This window comes from Thiopseudomonas acetoxidans (assembly GCF_030362935.1).
Classification (GTDB): Bacteria; Pseudomonadota; Gammaproteobacteria; order Pseudomonadales; family Pseudomonadaceae; genus Thiopseudomonas; species Thiopseudomonas acetoxidans.
In genome coordinates this window covers 22,978-41,596 of record NZ_JAUCDY010000013.1, presented here as the reverse complement: position 1 = coordinate 41,596, position 18,619 = coordinate 22,978, and the positions used below count along the sequence as shown (strand labels likewise).

General features: G+C 51.3%; 14 protein-coding genes and 1 tRNA gene. 4 read left to right on the top strand and 11 right to left on the bottom strand.

Annotated features, from left to right (window positions below):
• Nucleotides 1–75: 75 nt before the first annotated feature.
• Nucleotides 76–2,322, bottom strand: coding sequence for a DNA internalization-related competence protein ComEC/Rec2 (locus QEZ41_RS10055; RefSeq protein ID WP_289411371.1), 2,247 nt, complete (start codon nt 2,320–2,322; stop codon nt 76–78).
• A gap of 337 nt (nt 2,323–2,659) precedes the next feature.
• On the opposite strand from QEZ41_RS10055, the gene QEZ41_RS10050 reads away from it, so the two are divergent.
• The 3 genes from QEZ41_RS10050 (at nt 2,660) to QEZ41_RS10040 (ending at nt 4,652) form a co-directional block, all read left to right on the top strand.
• Nucleotides 2,660–3,202, top strand: a complete 543-nt coding sequence (locus QEZ41_RS10050; protein WP_289411370.1) for a DUF2062 domain-containing protein — start codon at nt 2,660–2,662, stop codon at nt 3,200–3,202.
• Between the two features lie 37 nt (nt 3,203–3,239).
• Nucleotides 3,240–3,316, top strand: a tRNA-Met gene (locus tag QEZ41_RS10045).
• 170 nt (nt 3,317–3,486) lie between these two features.
• A protein-coding gene (locus QEZ41_RS10040) for an IS3 family transposase (protein WP_434556810.1) occupies nt 3,487–4,652 on the top strand; the annotation gives its coding sequence in 2 pieces (ribosomal slippage) (nt 3,487–3,733 and nt 3,733–4,652; 1,167 coding nt in all).
• 466 nt (nt 4,653–5,118) lie between these two features.
• Here QEZ41_RS10040 and radD read toward each other — a convergent pair.
• The 5 genes from radD to QEZ41_RS10020 form a co-directional block, all read right to left on the bottom strand.
• On the bottom strand, nt 5,119–6,879 hold the full coding sequence (radD, locus tag QEZ41_RS10035; protein ID WP_289411367.1) for a DNA repair helicase RadD: 1,761 nt from the start codon (nt 6,877–6,879) through the stop codon (nt 5,119–5,121).
• Nucleotides 6,880–7,079: 200 nt separating this feature from the next.
• Nucleotides 7,080–7,289, bottom strand: coding sequence for a hemin uptake protein HemP (gene hemP / locus QEZ41_RS12025; protein WP_353061910.1), 210 nt, complete (start codon nt 7,287–7,289; stop codon nt 7,080–7,082).
• A complete protein-coding gene (locus QEZ41_RS10030; RefSeq protein WP_289411366.1) occupies nt 7,276–7,587 on the bottom strand; it encodes a DUF2149 domain-containing protein in 312 nt (103 codons plus the stop codon). The genes hemP and QEZ41_RS10030 overlap by 14 nt, the downstream gene beginning before the upstream one ends.
• Nucleotides 7,584–8,087 (bottom strand): MotA/TolQ/ExbB proton channel family protein, encoded by a 504-nt coding sequence (locus QEZ41_RS10025; protein ID WP_289411365.1) that lies wholly within the window; start codon nt 8,085–8,087, stop codon nt 7,584–7,586. The genes QEZ41_RS10030 and QEZ41_RS10025 overlap by 4 nt, the downstream gene beginning before the upstream one ends.
• 68 nt (nt 8,088–8,155) lie before the next feature.
• A complete protein-coding gene (locus QEZ41_RS10020; protein ID WP_289411364.1) occupies nt 8,156–10,234 on the bottom strand; it encodes a cobaltochelatase subunit CobN in 2,079 nt (692 codons plus the stop codon).
• 53 nt (nt 10,235–10,287) lie between these two features.
• On the opposite strand from QEZ41_RS10020, the gene QEZ41_RS10015 reads away from it, so the two are divergent.
• On the top strand, nt 10,288–10,710 hold the full coding sequence (locus QEZ41_RS10015) for a hypothetical protein (RefSeq protein ID WP_289411363.1): 423 nt from the start codon (nt 10,288–10,290) through the stop codon (nt 10,708–10,710).
• A 179-nt stretch (nt 10,711–10,889) separates the two neighbouring features.
• Here the strand turns inward: QEZ41_RS10015 and QEZ41_RS10010 are convergent, their stop codons facing one another.
• From QEZ41_RS10010 to QEZ41_RS09990, 5 genes are all read right to left on the bottom strand, one after another.
• A complete protein-coding gene (locus QEZ41_RS10010; RefSeq protein ID WP_289411362.1) occupies nt 10,890–11,939 on the bottom strand; it encodes an AI-2E family transporter in 1,050 nt (349 codons plus the stop codon).
• 144 nt (nt 11,940–12,083) lie between these two features.
• Nucleotides 12,084–12,899: a DUF7281 domain-containing protein gene (locus tag QEZ41_RS10005; RefSeq protein ID WP_289411361.1), complete on the bottom strand. Its 816-nt coding sequence runs from the start codon at nt 12,897–12,899 to the stop codon at nt 12,084–12,086.
• On the bottom strand, nt 12,896–14,152 hold the full coding sequence (locus QEZ41_RS10000; protein WP_289411358.1) for a hypothetical protein: 1,257 nt from the start codon (nt 14,150–14,152) through the stop codon (nt 12,896–12,898). The genes QEZ41_RS10005 and QEZ41_RS10000 overlap by 4 nt, the downstream gene beginning before the upstream one ends.
• Complete coding sequence (locus QEZ41_RS09995) at nt 14,152–14,772, bottom strand: DUF4194 domain-containing protein (RefSeq protein WP_289411357.1); 621 nt, start codon at nt 14,770–14,772, stop codon at nt 14,152–14,154. Before QEZ41_RS09995 ends, QEZ41_RS10000 begins: the two co-directional genes overlap by 1 nt.
• The gene (locus QEZ41_RS09990; protein ID WP_289411356.1) at nt 14,769–18,458 is read right to left on the bottom strand and encodes an ATP-binding protein; all 3,690 of its coding nucleotides are present in this window, start codon (nt 18,456–18,458) and stop codon (nt 14,769–14,771) included. The genes QEZ41_RS09995 and QEZ41_RS09990 overlap by 4 nt, the downstream gene beginning before the upstream one ends.
• Nucleotides 18,459–18,619 lie beyond the last annotated feature (161 nt).

Genomic DNA, 18,619 nt, shown 5'->3' with positions numbered 1-18,619 from the left:
AGTCCGACTGAATTAGATCTCAATTCTCGCAGGTAAAGACAGAAATTTAACCAATAAAATTTAATCGCGACAAATTTACTCTTGTACACCATCACGCCAAAAAGCGCGCTGCTGTGCCATGCGCCATATTTTTTGATGTGCACCTAAATCAATACGCATCGCTTTATCGCTAGCCGTGTCGTAAATTTTTACCTGCGCCTGCTGCAAACGTTGCATCACAACCGCATGGGGATGTCCATAACCGTTATAACGCCCGCGTGAAATTAACACCGCGCTGGGTTGTAGGTGCTGCAAAAACTCAGCACTGGTAGAGGTACGACTGCCGTGATGCCCTGCGACCAGCCAATCAACTTGCAAATCAGGCTGCGCATCGAGCAGCGCCCGCTCACCGTTCACCCCTAAATCTCCTGTCACCAGAAAACGTTCATCCTGCGCCTGCACCAATAAAACACAGGATGCCTCATTGCCCTCAGTCGCCTGCGACCATTGCCATTGCCAAAACCGCACGCCATCCCACTGCCAAGACTGCTCTGAGCAGGGTTGCGCCTGCCAATGCTGATGACGTTCCGGCTCACCGCTAATGCGCTGTAACACAGGCAGCCTCTGCAAAACAGCTTCAGCACCACCGGCATGGTCAGCGTCCGCATGTGACAAAACCAACTTATCAAGCTGCTTGATGCGCTCGCCACGCAAAAAAGGCCAAACAATTTGCTCGCCCGCATCCATGCCACCCATCTTTGGACCTGCGTCATACAGCAGGGTATGAGTCGCGGTGCGCACAACAATGGCCTGACCCTGCCCGACATCCAACAGCCAAATCTGCGCCCTATTTGGCCGAACTTCATGGGTTAAGGGCGGCCACAACAGCGGAATAAATAAACCCAAAACCAGCCATGCAGGCCGTAATGCGCTGGGTAGTAACAATAAAAAAACCGCTAAAGCGGCTAACAGCAGCACCCACCAAGGCAAATAAGGCGCATTCCAAGCCGCCTGCCAACTCACACCCAGCTCCAACACATGCCACATCAGCGTTAAAGACTGTGCCGCCAACCACAAAACAAACTGCGCCGCAGCAGGCCAAAACAACAATCCCGCCCCCAGCAAAGACAAAGGCAAAGCCCACACACTCACAAAAGGCACCGCGACAATATTCGCTATGACACCCAACGCACTCACGGGCAATCCTAAAGCCAACAAAAAAGGCATCAACCCCAGAGCCGCCGCCCACTGCGCACGGGTTAACACCTGCCACCACGGCCAACGACCTAAGCGCCAAGCAAACACCAGCAACAACACTGCCACCGCAGCAAAAGACAACCACAAGCCAGGCTGCAACACCACTAAAGGGTCGTAAAACAATATAAGGCTCAACGCGAGCATCCAAGGCGTCCAACTGGCCAGTTGCTGATAACGTAAGCGCCAAAACAACACCACCGCCACCATAATCAATGCCCGTTGCACCGGCACGGCAAAACCCGCCAAAGCGCCATACAACAGAGCACTCAGCAAAGCCAAGCCGCAAGCCACCGGCAACCAAGGGACGCGCATTGGCCACAGTGCCAAGCGTTGCAACCACGCAATAAGCGCATAAGCCAGACCAGCAACAAGACTAATATGCTGCCCCGAAATAACAAACAGATGCACCGTGCCAGAGCTTTGCAGCACTTGCCATTGCGCGCGCGACAAACCCGAACCATCACCTAACACCAAAGCAATCACGCCAGCACGCGCTGGCGTATCAGGCAGAGCAAGCAAAAGCCTATCACGCAGCGCTTCTCGCCAAGCAGCCAGTCCCCGCCCAGCACGCACACGCTCACCTGTTTTGACACTGCCGGTAGCCCCTATTGCGCGAGACGTCAGCCATTGCTGGTAATCAAAGGTGTGTGGATTCAACAAGCCGTGCGGCTGTTTTAAAGTTACCGCCAAACGCCAACGCTCACCGGCTTTAATTAGCGGTGGGTTATACCAAGATACGCGAATGCGACTGGGCAACTCAGTACGCCGCGACTGCGCATCCAACAACTCAAAGCGCACCACTGGCTGTCCCGTTGCCGACTGCGACCACTGCGGCAAACCAGCCACCTGCCCTTCCAGCCAAACAGTCTGCCCATCCCACTCGTCCACTAAGCGGTTGTTGAGCAGCAAAGTGGCCTGCCAACTAGCCCAGCAGAACGCCAACAAAAAAACCGCTAACCATCCCAACTTGCGCAGCAATAAGAGCGCACACAAGAGCAGCAATAATAACCAGTGCGGTGCGGGTAAAGCCGGAATAAAGCGTAACGCGATTACGCCAGCACAAAATGCCAAAAAATAAATACGCATATTGCCACTTCCTTGTGCCAATCGGTAAAAATCCAGAACTTGCTCGACTTACTTAGCCTTTCACAGGACTATAGTCACTTAATTAACACAGCCACCAGCTATAGGTCTAGACATACAGCTTCGCTACCGCGAATAATTGCGCAGTGGCTTGCAACATAATTAGCAACAAAACAAATGCAAATGAAACCGTTTAAACTGCGCTATAATGGCGATTCAGCATTAAAAAGAAGACAATTCTTCGCTAAGGAATACCACGCTATTTTTTGTTGCATCTTCACGCACAAGCCAATTTCTTGCAGATGCATAATAGCCTAATTTTTTCACATCGAGCTTTTCAATGCCACGCGAGTTATTCAGACGCTACATGCCCAACCCGGAAACCATTAAAGAAAACAAGTCTTTACGTTTCTTAGGCAGCCTGATCCATGATGCAAACCTATGGCACCTCAACCGTCACTCCGTTGCAAGGGCTGTGGCTATAGGTTTGTTTTGGGCCATGATCCCCATGCCCATGCAAATGCTGGCTGCCGCACTGGTTGCCATTCCGTTACGCGCCAATCTTCCCCTGTCCATTGGTCTTGTTTGGCTAACCAATCCCATCACCATGCCACCCATTTTTTATGCCACTTATAAACTGGGCTCATGGCTACTGGGCACCCCGGCAGTCAGCATGCCGGACAAATTCACCTTGCAATGGATCATGGAAGTCACCACCACCCACTGGCAACCGCTTTACCTAGGCTCACTTGTTGCTGGAATAATCCTAGCCATCCTCGGCTATAGCATCACCATGCTCTACTGGCGTTGGTGGGTTTCTAAAAACTGGAAGCGCAGACAAAAAGCGCGTCAACAGAGCGACATTTCGAGCGAACAGAAATAGTTTTTGACACAACTCACATTCTGTGTATAATTGTCGTCGCGGGATGGAGCAGTTTGGTAGCTCGTCGGGCTCATAACCCGAAGGTCGTAGGTTCAAATCCTGCTCCCGCAACCAGATTCAAAAGCCTTAACTTTCAATAAGTTAGGGCTTTTTTTATGCCTGCCATTCCTGTCTTAAAAACTGCCTAAAAAGCCTCTGTGACACTTCTGTGACGCATGTGTGACTGAACTTCCCCTAAACTACTAGACACTCTTAAGTTAGAATACATACCTTAGGAGATTAACATGTTGAAACCCCACTACACACCAGAGTTTAGAGCCGAAGCAATTAAGCAAGTCACTGAACGTGGCTATTCCGTTTTAGAAGTTTCTGAAAGAATCGGCGTGACTAGAAGCACCCTTTACAACTGGTTAAAACAGCATAGGCAAGCCACCAATCCAGATCCAGTAATCAGCGCACAGGCAGACTTAGCGACTGAAAATGCTCAGCTTAAAGCAGCTTTAAAACGCGCTGAAGAAGAGCGAGATATCCTAAAAAAGGCCGCCGCATACTTTGCCAAGCAGTTCAGCTAAGGTATGCGTTTATTAAAGAACATAAGAACTGCCACCCAGTCAGGCTCATGTGCCGTTTATTGAAGGTCAATCCGAGTGGTTACTATCAATGGCTTAAACAACCTGACTCACCAAGAACCCTTGAAAATAAGCGCCTTACCGATTTAATCCAAACAATATGGGAAGATTTTGATTATATCTACGGCAGCCCACGTATTCATAATGAGCTAAAGAAATTAGACGAAAAATGCTCAGTTAACCGAGTAGCGAGGCTAATGAAGCAAGCGAATATACGTGCATTAAGAGGCTATAAGGTACCAAGGCATCATCCTGCTGGTAAGCCCGAAGATGCTGCAGATAATATCCTTAACCGTGAGTTTAATTATGATGAACCAGACAAGGCTTGGGTCACTGATATTACCTACATTGAAACCCGAGAAGGCTTTTTATACTTAGCTGTCGTACTCGATTTATGCACGCGCCGGGTTGTTGGCTGGTCGATGAAAGAAAGAATGACCAAGGAAATAGTGCTTGATGCACTATTAATGGCCCTATGGCGTAGAAGACCCAAAGGCGCAGTAATCATCCACTCTGATCAAGGCTCACAGTTCACCAGCGATGCTTGGATGAAGTTTATTAAGGACCATAACTTAACCCCTAGTATGAGTCGACGCGGTAACTGCTGGGATAATGCGGTTGTGGAATCTTTTTTTGGTTCATTGAAAAAAGAGCGAATCAGACGTAAGGTTTATACTACTCGTGAAGATGCGCGTAGTGATATTTTTGATTATATCGAAGTATTTTATAACCGTAAAAGAAGTCACAGCTACCTAGGCCAGATGTCACCAGTAGAATACGAAGAAAAGAACCACTTAAGTCCAGTAGCCGAGTGTCTATAGAAGTGGGGGGGAAGTTCACAGAGATTGGATAGCTAACGCGTTGATGCAGCTTGTTTAGGCTAACCAAAATTGCTTCCATGTGTGATAAAGACTAAAAGTGTCTTGAATTGTATTCCCCTTTTCAGCCATATCATAGTCGCCATTCTTTATGCGTAAGCCGGTTATCCCTTAATAACTTAATCCTATCGATTAAACCTGAGGAAAGTAATTTATTAATACATGTAACACAGTCGCTAAAGCTTTCATTAAATTCAAGCTTTCGGTCAAAGACCAGCGGCGCAGCGACCGCTCTACTGTGGGAGCGCAACTCTTGCGCGAAAAAACCATCCAGCAGCACCAAACCACAATCGCGCATAAGATGCGCTCCCACAAGAGCCGTGCATCACAAGAGCTGTGCCCCACAAGAGCTGTGCATCACAAAAGCCGTGCCCAAAGACCAGCAGCGCAGCGACAGTTCGAACAGAAGTTAGGCTTCATTTGCCTTACGATAGCTACCTTGGTAATCAAAAATCCGCTCTTGCACCTGCCAGTAGTATTTTTGCTTGCGGGCAATGACGAAGTCTGGTGCGAGCAGCAGGGTTTGCACTTCCAGCACCTGTGCCAACTGACTAAATGTTTGCGGTGCACGGCTCTGGGCTAAGCGGCGGCCAAACAGTCGGTTAAACACCGTGCGCTGGGCGGGTTTACTAAAATCAAAGGACTCTCTCAACTCCTCACCGTCTTCGCCGTGATAGGTGATTTTCAGTTTGTTGTCATTGACGCTTAAAGTCATCCCAGCGCAGCGGATGACCATGGCATCTTTGAGCTTCAGCGCATCACGTAGCTGATCATCGGGATCGATAATAGCTTTTTTACACTGGTGGCAGTTACGCGCGGCAATGTCGTTTTCGGCGCCACAATGCGGGCATTCTTTGAAACGAAAACGGTAGTCGCACTGTTCAAAAGGCTGCACAGGCTCGTCCTCTTCACCGACGCCAAGCAGCCCCTGACAACGGCGACCATAGTGCTCAATTACCTGCCCTTCGCCATCGGTTTTACCCCAGTAGATATTGGCAAAGCCACAGCTGGGGCAAAATACCTGCACCGGCTCACTGTCGGGATTGGGCTTCTTCTCCCCCACTTCCGGGTGATACAAATTCACCGCATTGCCGGCGTAATCAATCACCAAACACTCCTGCTTGCCCTCATCCAAACGTAGACCACGACCCACTATTTGTTGATACAAACTAACCGACTGGGTCGGGCGCAAAATGGCGATAAAATCCACATGCGGCGCATCAAAACCTGTGGTAAGCACCGAGACATTGACCAAGTATTTTAATTGGCGCTGCTTAAAACGCTGAATCAACACATCGCGCTCACGTTGCTCAGTCGCACCGGTAATCAAAGCCGTCTGTTCTTGCGGCAAATACCCCGTAATTTCTTTCGCATGCTCCACCGTGGCAGCAAAAATCATCACCGCTTGCCGCGTCTGTGCCAGTTCCATCACCTGCTCAATAATGGCGCGAGTAACCCGCTGATGTTTACCCAGCAGCGCGTTAACCTCTTTTTCCGCGTAGTCGCCAAAACGGTTTTGCGTCAGCGCGGAGAAATCATATTGCGCCACGGCAGCATCGACCAGCTCTGGTTTAGTCAGGTAGCCGCGATGAATCATATAGTTGAGCGGCAGCTCATAAATGCAGTGCACAAAGGGCTTGTCTTCTTCGCTACGCACAAAGCCACGGTAGTGATAGCGGTAAATCCAACCCATACCTAAACGATAGGGCGTGGCGGTTAGCCCCAGCACTTTTAAGCCCGTGTTTTGTTGGCGCAACTGCTGGATAATGCGTTGATACTGGCTGTCCTCCTCGCCACTGACGCGATGACACTCATCAATAATCATCAGTGAGTATTCATCGTGAAACTGATCCAAATTCGCCGCCACCGATTGCACACTGGCAAAGGTCACTTGATGATGGCTGTCTTTACGGTTTAACCCCGCCGAGAAAATACCGCCCTCAACCCCATAGCTTTGGTATTTGGCGTGGTTTTGCTCCACCAGCTCTTTCACGTGGGTGACCACCAAAATTTTACGCCGTGCCAGCCGAGCCAATTCGGCAATCACCAGGCTTTTACCCGCACCGGTAGGCAACACAATCACCGCCGACTCATCGGACGTACGAAAGTGTTTAAGCGTGGCATCCACAGCTTCTTGCTGATAAGGCCGTAGGGTAAAAGACGTATTCATGTGGCAGTGCTTAATCTGACCCAACTGGAAAAAGCCATACTAACAAATCCCCCGACCTGCTAGCCTGTGAATAAACCTGTTCTGGTTTGTAGGGCATTTTCTTAAAAGCATCTATTTCTAGCTACTTATTTCAAGTTTGGACAATGGCACGGTATTCAAGAGCCAACAGAGCTATCAACCTCGACACTTCACACCCAACACTACTTGGTCAAAATTAGCTTATTTTGTCGCGTGATACGCAAACTGTACTGACAACCATTGTGCTCAATTACAACCTCATTAGCACTGCCTAATAACGCACTACTGCTTAGGTGGCGTTGTGTATGCTGGCAATTACACGCATCACTCTCGAAACTGGCAACGCCTGATGCATGGGCAGCTACATTATTAGCGCGATCATTCCGGCACATAAATCATACTCCCGTCCTTCATACGATAGGTAATACCCGCCTTAGCGCCCTCACCCTCGCCCATCTCTCCGCTGGATTTGTAATGCTCCAACACCTCTCCTTTCTTCACTATCACTTCCATGTTGTCTTGGCCGGGGCTTTTTACCAGGGTAAAGTCTTCTTGCATAAAGGGATTGAGCGGATTGCTCGCCACAGTAAGTAGCAGTGCCGCTATAACGACCAAAAACACGTCAATCAAGTTGACTACCGATAAAATCGGGTCGTCCGCATCAGCATCTTCAATCAAGCGTAAACTCATGACTGTACCTGCCCTGCCAAGCGCAGCGTTTCTATCTGCACTATTTCTTCGGCATACCAACGACGACGCACGTTAACAACCCAGTAGGTGAGCGAAGCAGCAATCAACGACAGAATTACTGCTGAAAAAGCAACGGTTAGGTTATCGCTTGCTTGCGCCAGATCGCCACCTGACAGCGATTTCAGCGCAGGTCCCATTGGAATCATCGTTGCCACCAGCCCAAGCATAGGCGTAACCCTAGTAACAATTCTTGGTATTTCTAAACGCTTGAACGCTTGTGTTTCCAGCTCAATATTGCTCATAGCTGGGTTTTTTTGCCAGCTGTACAGCAAATCAAACGCACCTTCCAGCCCTTGATGACGCTGGCGTCTTTGCCAAACAAACACCCCTACGGCGTAAAAAGCGTAAACAAACAGCAGAATCACCGCCAATAAAATTGGCAGCATAAACAGCTGACTGGCTTGGTACAAAGCTGTTTCAACTAATAATTGCAGTGACATTTAAAACTCTCCTTAATAAAAACAATTCGGGCAACGACTTGAATGCAGCTGCCCGCAATACAACCAAGTCAGGCTAAACGACGTGATTGACGCCAAGCACCGCCCAGTACCGCCAAAACGATCACCAGCAGACCTATTAAAAACATAGGGTCAAATGGCTCAGGCTGTGACGCTCCCTCTTGTTGTTTTTCTAGCCGCTGGCCTTCAACAGTTTCCAGATTCGCATCCGCTGCCTCAGTGGCCTCTGGCATACTGCTTGCCTCAGCAGAGTTAGCTGTTGCACCCAAACCAAAGCCAACAGCGGCTTGAGCCACATAGTCATTAAAATGACTGTTGTTACTTTGCACGTCATATCGCTCAGCCAACTCCTGCCAACGTTGGGCTAACTGCTGTAAGTTTTGCTCATCGGTTTGCCAGTACTCCTTTCGTGCCGCCTCGAGCATGCGCTCAATCAGTTGTGCTTGGGCATGCGGGTGATGCTCTTCAAACCACTCATTGATGCCCAACTCATACTTGTCATCCATATAAACTGCTTTGTACTCATTCCACTGGTCATCACGTACAGTTTCTGGCGCTGTAACCTGCCATCCCCACAGGTTATTGGCACTGCCCAGCACTTCTAATGCGCCGCTGTACCCTTCTTTCTGTACCTGCTCAATCCAGCCCGGATGTAGGTAGCGGGTACGCAGATCACGAGCGAGAAAACCAGCTGCGGTTTCTACCCGTGGATTTCCGGCATCACGCAAGTTGCTGATATACAGCTCTGGTGATTTACCATCGAGATGGCGAACCGCAAGTCCCAAGCCGCCTAAGTATTGAAAAGGGTCGTCCGTGGTCAGCATGCCGTACAGATTGGACGAGCGTGCTAGCACCGCCCCCTCAACACCTTTTAGCTGCTCGGCATAAAGGTTAGTAGCGCCCTTCTCGCCCCAGCGTGAACTGTCTGGCCCATAGGCAAACTGCATGCGCTCGAGGTACAGCTTTGCCAGTTTGGCCTCCCCAGCCAAACGGTCTTGCTGGTTATCATCCGTTTCGCCAAAGCTGTTACTCACCAAAGTGGCATCATCCAACCCAGTACCGTAGGCACCCGATTCTGATGAAAAAATACGCGTACGTGAAGCTAGGCGTGCATCTTCATTAGACATGCCACTGGCGAAGAACTGTTGCTCAAGTCGTTGACTGTTGGCAGCTATTCTATTGTCCGGCTCCTGTAGTTCGCTGGCTTGTTCCGCTGCCTGTGCTAACCATTTCATGACATTGGGAAAGTGGTCGCGATAAAGTCCAGTGGCAGAGATCACCACATCCACCCGCGGGCGTTGCAACTCTGCTGCTGGAATAGCTTCAATACCCGTTACACGACCACCTTCATCCCAAACCGGCCGGTACCCCATCACGGCCATTGCTTGCGCTTCAAGCAAACCAAAATGGCGCATTGTCTCAACCGACCACAGGCTAAACGCTAGCTTGTCTGGGTAGCTGCCATGCTCATCACGATGCTGCTCCAGCAAGCGTTGTGCCGCCAATTGACCTGCCTGCCAAGCTTCACGGGTAGGAATACGTGAAGGGTCGAAGCCGTATAGATTGCGCCCAGTGGGCAAACTATCGGGACTTTTAATCGGATCGCCACCGTAGGATGATTCAATATGTCGTCCTTGGAGGGCGTTGAAGTAACCGTCCAACTCACCATTGTTAGCAAAGTTCTGCCAATAATTACGTCCCTCGACCAATAACTCTCCGATGCTGCCATCACCTTGCCACTCTTTGCCTTGGCGCAAGTGCTGGTCAAGCAGCTGCCAAGGCTTACTATTGCGAAGTTCCTGATAATCCACCACCAATAGCTCTTCGGGGTCGTCAGGAAACAGCGCTTCCAATAGAGGCATACCTAACATCTGCTGTACGGTAAATAGACGCAAATCATCTTCGGCAGGCAGTCCAAAGTGCGCTAACCCCAATGGCTGATGTTGCAACGCCAAGTCATGCAAATGCAGGTGTAAGGCACCCACAAGCTCAGCTAGATTGTCTTGCATGCTGTCCAGATCAAGCGCTAAGTCTTTATCTATATTCAATTCAGCTGTGAGCTCAACAATGCGCTGGGCAGTAGCGTTACGCACCTCACCTTCTGTCATGGTCTCCCATGTGTGCAGCAAGTCATGCAGCTGATTGAGTTCGCCATGCAGTCCAGCCGGGCCAAAGGCCGGTGTTGCGCAAAGCGCTCAGCAATGAGGGCTGGTTAGCCATTGTCGAAAAAGATCCACACAATAACCGGGTGTATTTAGAAGTAATCAAAGGTGAGGCCATCGACTTCGTCTATGAAATACGCTTGGTCACCTATGACACGCCAGATTACGGGCTTGACGGCACGCATCACTCTAGTGAGCAGCCTGCTCCCCAGTATGGCCGTGCAGAAGTGTTTTTGCGCCGCGGTGGGCAGTCGTATGATATTTACGGCTATGACAAGCAAAGTATCATCCGTGATTTGCTAGATCAGTTCGAAAAGTATCTGCACTTTCTGCATGTTTCGCCCAGTAGCTTGCCATGGAAAATGGCTGAACATGACGACTTGCTCAGCGAGAGTGAGCAGGCGTCACACGACCCAAGCGATACCACAGAAAAGCCTGAATAATGTTCTGCGTTGTCAGCTAAGTCCTGTTATTCAGGGCCTCATTAAGCGGGTGTTACTACATCCGCGCGCTTTTAACCGCGAGGGGCGGCTGGCCATCCAGCCAGCCCCTGACTTTCCCAAACGTTCTCAGCCGGACTCAATCGCGACTCAGCAAGGCGCGAGCGAAGCCGCACCCAACCTTACTGCTCCTGTTTAGGCTCTTGCACATCGCCAGATAATAACGTGGCAATCCACTTGCCATCTTCTGAGTTTTCCAGCCCTATTTTTATCACCATGGTTAAGAGCACAGACAAAAGCATGCCCACGCTGCCTAACAGCCAGCCCCAGAACACCAATGACAAAAACACCACTAAAGTGGACAGGCCTAAGCCACGACCTAAATACCTTGGCTCAATTAAGTTGGCCATCACAGCGTTAATCGCCAAGTAACCGACGCCGATAAACCCAGCCGGCGCCAAGCCAAACTGCAATGCGGCCAATAACACCGCCGGAATCGCGGCGATGATTGAGCCAATATTTGGAATGTAATTAAGCAAAAATGCCAGCACACCCCAAAGTAAGTAAAAATCCAACCCCACAGCCCACAGCATCAGGGTCACACCAAGGCCGGTGGCGGCGCTAACTAGGGTTTTGATGGCCAGGTAGTTGTTGACCGAGGCTAAAAAGCGCTCCGCCTGCTGCATTTTCTCATCGGGTTTATCAAGCGCTGCATAGATTTTTTTAGGTAATGATGAGGCTTCAAACAGCATAAACACCACGGTGATAATGACCAAAAACAGGTTCTTCATCACATCACCTAAGCTGCTGAGGGTATCGGCCACCAACTTCATCGCCACGCCTGGGTTAAAATACTCGGTGATCAGCTCTCTAGAGACGACAATGTCGTAGGTGGCCAGCTTGTCGACCACCCAATTAATCTCACCGCGCAAGGTTTCTAAATAGCTGGGCAGCATTTGCGACAGCTCAAGCAGCGACTTACCCACCAAACTCACCATGTATACCGCCACGGTTACGACCACCAGCACCACACCGACAATGGCCAGGGGCTTGGGTACTTTTAGACGCTCTATTTTCTTCACCAGCGGGTGGCAGATAATGGCGATAAATAGCGACAACAAAAAAGGCACTAAAATATTCGCGGCCACTTTTAATCCCGCCAGCACAACAAACAAGGCGGCGACGATCAACAGGGCTTTTAAAATACCGCTTTTATAATCCAAGTGTGACATAACAAGTGTGAGGCTCTTTTGGTTGATAAACAAACGTGGAGCATAACCTAAACTCGGTCGATGGTATCAGCTTCCACCCGCCGGCTCACTTCGTTGATGGTCGCATGAGCGGTGGTTCTCACGCACCCAGACACCGTGCCTGCATCACACCAACACCCAATGCAAAGCGACATCTTGCAGCCACTGCTGTAAAAGCGCACGCTGGTGGCGCTGAATAAAACTCAGGTAAGGCTGCAACTCCTCACTGACACGCAGTTGCGCGGTAAGGCTGTGTTGCTTGCTCGGATACGCCTGCTCACTGGCCTGCTGGCAAAACCAATCCAACTCGGGGACAGCTAAATGCGTAAAGCCTTCGCTGCTGGCCATATGTAGGCCCTTGGGGTCCAGATCACCGAAATATTTGCGCGGCCCATAGCCCCCCTCGCGCCAGCGTTTCAACAGCTGGGCGCGGCCTGTGCTGTATAGGCTATCGCCACGGTAAATCACCAGGCTACTGGGCAATACAGGTAAGTGAAAGCGCGTTAACTGGTAAAAGCAGTCTAGGTTTTCAACGAGGATAATCTCGCTAAACGACTCCAGTGCCAGTTCGCGCTGGTCCTGATCAAGAATTAAGCCCCCTGCCGCTCTTAATACACGGTGCTCGCGGGGCTGACTGCGCCCGGACTTATGTTCGGCGGCGCCTTGGGCAGCTTGCGCTAAACTTGAGCCGGACAAGTCTGCGCCCAAAGGCGCTAAACCCAGTAGCGCCAAGCGCTGCTCAATAGCGTGCAGCAGCGTCAGCGTATAGCTGTACTCCTGCACTTGTATGGGCACAGTGGCCAACAAGTCCTGCTCGTGACACCACGCCAACACACGACGTTCGGTGTCAGTCAGCTTACGCGAGTAACGAACTTGGCAGCGCAGCTTGGCTTTGATGTCTCTTAATACTCTGCGCTCGCTGCGCGTTAGATCTCGGTTCATGCCGGGTGATACCTCACGGCCAGATCTTCAATCACCCGCACATGGTTAAACTGGTTTAGTTGACGCTCTTCCCGATGCAGGACAAACAAGGCTTGCTCATCGCGCGGTAAGGCGCTGTATTCAGCCAGCACTTGAAACAACCAAATATCCGCCGGCCAGGCTAATTCGTGCTCGTTTAAAAACTGCAGCGCTGATAACGGCTGTGAGGTGTCGCACACCTGAATAAAATAACGCATAGCATCCTTTTTTAGCTGCTGCTGGCGTGCTTCGACCTGCTGCTGCACTGGCGCGCAGACCGCCTCGGCACTCAGACTGGTCTCCTGGGTACTGGCTTTAATGGCTAGTTCGCGATACAGGCTGTGCACTAAATGCGTCAGCTCAGGCTGGTGCTCGGGCTTATCTAAGGTCACTGCTGCTGCCGGTATGATCGCAGCCGCGCAGTTAACCAAGTTTGGCACCTGTGTTCGGTAGGAGTAATCCCCCACCATAAAGCCCGGGTGCTCACGCAAGAAAGCGGCCATCTTAACCACCAGTAAGCTGCGTTCTTGCTGCTCACGAAAACGTGTCATCAGCTCGACCAGCCGTTTTTGCACTTCCAGCAAGCTGCCATGGTGGGCACTTGTGTGTTGTTGCAGGCGACTGACGAGAATTTTACGTAGCGCTGGATTGCCCTCGGCCAGTTCGATCAATTCATCAAAATCAATCAAGGACAAACCGTCAATGAGGCGTTTAATTTGCTGCTGAGCACGGTCGTTTTCGCGAATCTTATCGCTGAGATTGCTGACAAAACCAAAGTTGCTATTGAGTCGATGCCAGAGGCTAAAAATAGCCTCCTCAAACTGCGCGGTTAAATCCTGTACCGCCTCATCGATCCGCTGCATCTGGTGATCGGCACGCAGGCTATCGCCCATGCGTCGCGCTTCACGCAAGCCTTCTACATAGCCACGAATACTGACCAGCTTGTCGGCTATGTCGGTGTTGATTGCGCGGCGGCTTTCATCGGTGACCAGCGCGGCCACTAGCTGTACAACCGGCTGCCGCAGCTTTAACTCTAAGCTGTCTTCGGGCTGATACAGCACCCGTGCACTCACCAGCCGACGCAAACTGCGCTCACTAAGTTGCGTCGGATCAACACCGCCACTGAGGTAGCCCTGCATCAACAGGCTGGCGTTATCCCCAATCAGCTTAAGTCGCTCAACCCCCACCTCCAACAGACTGCTTAGGTGGTGCGTGTCGTCATTGCAGGCAGTCATTAGAGCAGCTCCGTTTGCGCTTGACTGGACTCCAAGGGAATGTTTTCTTCGTCTTTAATAAAACGCACCAGCTCAAGCAGGTAATCAATCTTGCCGGTGACGGTAAAGTACAGACGATTACTATGCGGTTGCAGCAGATAACCGTGCTCGACTAAGCGCCTAGCTACTTGTTTGGCTTGCCCATCGACCGCATCAGCGCTTGAGCCAAAGAACCTATCGTCAGCGAGGCTCTGTAAACGCTGGCGTAAGCTGGGGTTATCTTCGGTTTTCAGGATCAACTCTTGCAGCTTGAGGGTGTCACCGGCGGTGAGCAGGCTGTCGCTGCCCATGGCTTCTTGCACATAGGTGAGCCACTCTAATAAAGGCAGTAAAGAGCTCATCACTACGCTAAACTGCTGCTTTAGGTGCACACGTGCGGACTCATCAAGATCGCGGTACGCCAAAAAATACACGCTATTATCTGCATTGCTCGCCACGCGTCGGTTCAGCGGTTTAAGATACGCATCCACGCGCTCGCGCAGCTCATCGCGCTGCAGCTTGGCAAACAGTTCCTCATCGGTGACGGCACACAGAAACTGACCGGCGAGTAGTTTTTCTAACAGTGGGCCATGCACCATCATGCTTGCACCTCCGGTGTGCGGACGTTGCGCTGTAATTGCTGTAGCTTTTGGGTCAACTCAGACACCCGCGGCTTAATGCGTTTAAGCTGGCCTTTGTTGGGCAGCTCGGCGTGGGGTTCAATCAGGTATTTATGCTTAAACAGCTGCAGCACATCGGACTCGGCATTTGGAAACGCACCGAGAATATCAATGTCATTTTGGCTGCAGGCGATAAAGAGCTTTTCCACGTTGTGATACGCCAAAGTACCCAGCTCATCAATGGGCCAGTGCAGCGTCACACCCGCGTCAGCAGGGCGCAGCAGGCGGGTAAAGGCAAGTAAAAACTTACATAAAATCAAATACGCCATGCCGTTACTTGAGGAGTCGGTTAACTGGCGGTCGTTACGAATAATGACCGGCTCACCGTTTTCAATCAGGTTGAGCTGCAGTTTTAGCAGCGATTCAATGCTGTACTCCTGATGGGTTTTCAGCAAACTGGCGACATCGCTTAAATGCTCTAGGTAGTCATTGGTAGGCAAGGGTTCACCAGAGCTTTGCCACTGCTGGTAATGGTAGGTCATCTCTTTTAGCGGCTGCCAAAAGCCCAACTCGTCAATGGTTGAGCTTATTTTCACTTCGGCTTTATCAATGCCTTCTAGGTTGAGCTCATCACCCACGGCCTGGGTGAGGCGACGGCTGTAGTCGCTAACGCGCTTGTGAATGTCATTAAACACCGTAAAAAACTTAAACAGCTGCGCACCGATGGTTTTGCCTTGCTCGATGGTTTGCTGCTGCTTGCCTTCTAGCACATCGATGATGTCTTTTAAGACATTGACCCGCGCCTGCATATCCGGCGCCGGTTCAAGCTTGGCAAAGGAGGCTTCCATAAAGGTGACAAATTGCTGTTCAGAGTCTTTGCGAATGTCAGTCTCTAGGGTATGAATCCCAGTTTCAAGCGCCTTGTCCAACCTGTGTTTTTCCTCCAGCAGCTCATAGGCGCGCGCACTGCGTTCGCTCACATCGCCCTGTTCGAGTCCGGTCATCGCCTGCGCGGGTTCAAGAGCCATGGGCAGCTCCTCCATCCGCGCCAGCAAACCTTTGAGAACTTGCACATGCTGTTCGGCTTTGTCTAACCGCTCGTTGAGCTGAGTCAGCTGCGCATGCCGGCTGCGCTGCGTATTTTTATAGTCCGCTTCGTGGCGCTCTAGGGCGGTTTCAGCCTCACGTAACTCCTGCTTTGCCTGCTGCTCAGTCGCCAACCATTGTGGGCGCAAGCGCTGCCAGGTGACCTGCATAAACTGCTGATACTCAGTGTAGGCATCGCGCTGGGCTTCTATCTGGCGAATGTGCTCCTGCTCGCCGCTGATCGTTTGCTTTAGCTGCTGCAAGGTATGCTCATCCACGCCTTGTTCGGCTAGCTTGGCACTAAAAGCCCGCTCAAGCTCTTGGAGTCGCTCTTTGGTGTTGGCTTCGATACGCTCACGCTCGCTGTGCAGTTCATCAATAGCATCTTGCAGAATTTGCTGCTGTTCTTGGTACTCTGCAGTCAGCTCTAGGGCGCGTTCCTGATACTCGCTGTCAACGGCAGTTAAGTTGGCTTGGCGCTGATGCTCAACGTGTTCAAGCTGGGCTTGCAGCTGTTGAATACGCTCGCGGACGGCCGCTTGGCGCGCGGCATCAAGCTGGGCTTGCTCATGCAGGAGCCGCTGACGGTGATCACGTGCATAACTCACATCGCTTTCGAGCCGACGATGCTGCTGGTGCGCCAACTCCAAGGCCTCTTGCTGTTGTTTGACGTCTGCCACGGCTTTCGCCAAGGCTTTTTCCGCCAGCTCAGACTGCTGTCGCTGTCGCTGCCACTGCTCTATAACCTGCTCAAGTTGCTCACGCACGTGCTCATCGGTTAGGGCATGCTCGGGCAACTCAACGGCGTGTAAGTCTAGCTGTACACCAAACACTGTGTCCTGCTGTTCCTGCTGCAACTGTGGCTCCAGATCAGTGCGCTGCAATAAGGGCTCAGCCAGCACTCGACCAAAACTATACTGCCAGTGCTCGACATGCTGCGTTAAAAACTGACGCAAACTGCCTGCGCTGGGTTGGAGCTGTTGTTCCAGCTGTTCAATGCGCTGTTGACCCTGAGCCGCGGCGCTGCGGGCACTGGTGAGGCTCGCTGCCGCCTGTTCGCGCTGCTGCTGGGCATTGGCTAACACGCCTTGTTGCGTGCTGAGCTGCTGTCGGTGCTGCTCAAGCTGTTGCTGTGCGTTGTCGACACGCAACTCAACCAGCCGCATCTGCTCCATTTCCTCTGCATTAAGCATCGACAACCCGTGTTGCGCTCGCTTGCCTGCGAGCTCAGTTTGCAATTGGGTCAGCTCTTGCTGGTAGTGGGTGCGCACCTTTTCTTGGGCTTGCTGCAGCTGCTGGTTCATGTCCTTGGTGGCATCAAGCTCGGCGGCATGAATACGTTTTTGTTCCGTATTTTTGTCATTAATCTGCGCCTGCAACTGATCACTGGCGCGCTTTAACTGCTCTGTGAGCTGCAGTCGGTGTTCCTGCAGCTCCCGCTCAGCGCCCTGATGCGCCTCCATCATGAGGCGATAATGCTGCTCAAGTCCTTGCAGCTCACTACGACGCTCCGGTAAGCGTGTTAACTCACGCCCCACCCGCTCAATATCCGCATCGCGGTAGCGATCATACTGACGCTGCGCATTATCTAAATGCTGTTGGCTGCTTTGTAACGCGCTGCCGGCATCGCTCTTGGTATCAATCAGTTCACCACGGCGCTGCCTGTAATCATCCGCTGCTGCCGCAATGGCACGCTTGAGTGCTTGAATGGCCTGCTCGGTATCTGCTCGGCACTGACGCTGCGCGCCGTTATCCGTTTCAAGTAATTTTTTTAGCTGCCACAGGGTGGCGAGGTGCGCCGCACGCTCACCACTGATACGCTCAATTTCCTCTAAGGACTGATGCAGCGTATCCATTTTCATAAACTGTTTCATATCCGTTAGCCAGCTGCGGATTTTATCGCCGGTCATGGTATTAGCTGGGCGCTGATAGCCGTCCTCTTCGAGAATCGCCGCCAGCATGCTTTTTAGCGTGTCCATTTTGCCTTCTTTAGCATGCACCGCAGACACCAGTTTTTCGATATGGCGCAAGCTATGTTTATCCGGTGACAAGCTATAACGCGAGGCCAGCTGGCGATGCCTGAGACTTTCACTGCGATTGCTGCGATCGTTCTTGATGTCGTTGAGGATAATGCTGCGATATTCAGTGGTGCTGGAAATTTTTGCTGAGATATCAATCCCGCGATGACGCATGTCATTAGCCCAGTCTTGATACTCACGCGCCAGTACGCCACCTTCGTGCTCAAGTAAATACTGCTCGGGTTGATAAGGCGCATCCACAAAACGATAATCCACGCCATCGGCACGCTTGCTCAGCACTACTTGGGCTAAGCCATTGCGCGGGCGCTCGTATTCATAAATCACATAGCTGTTTTTGTGCGGCAGGTAATAGGCATCGAAGCTAAGCCGGGTCCGCGGCACCACCCTGTTTGGCAGCTCGCCATAAAACACTGGAATCATTCGCTGTAAGGTGGTTTTGCCTGAGGCGTTACTGCCACAGATATTGGTGTGACCGTCCAAGTCTAACTCCACCACACCGGGCATATGACCGTGGATCATGATTATTTTGACTAGCTTTGCCATGCACGTCCTTTAAAGTAATGGGTGTTTGTGTGGCCACTGCGGGCCAGAGGTTTATTGCGGCCTCTAGCGCCCCTGTTCACTAAAAAATCAGCCAAGCAGCATACCCTAAGATCTAGGTGTTTGCAGTGACTTTGCTCCTATTTTGCCTTAACCCAAGCGGA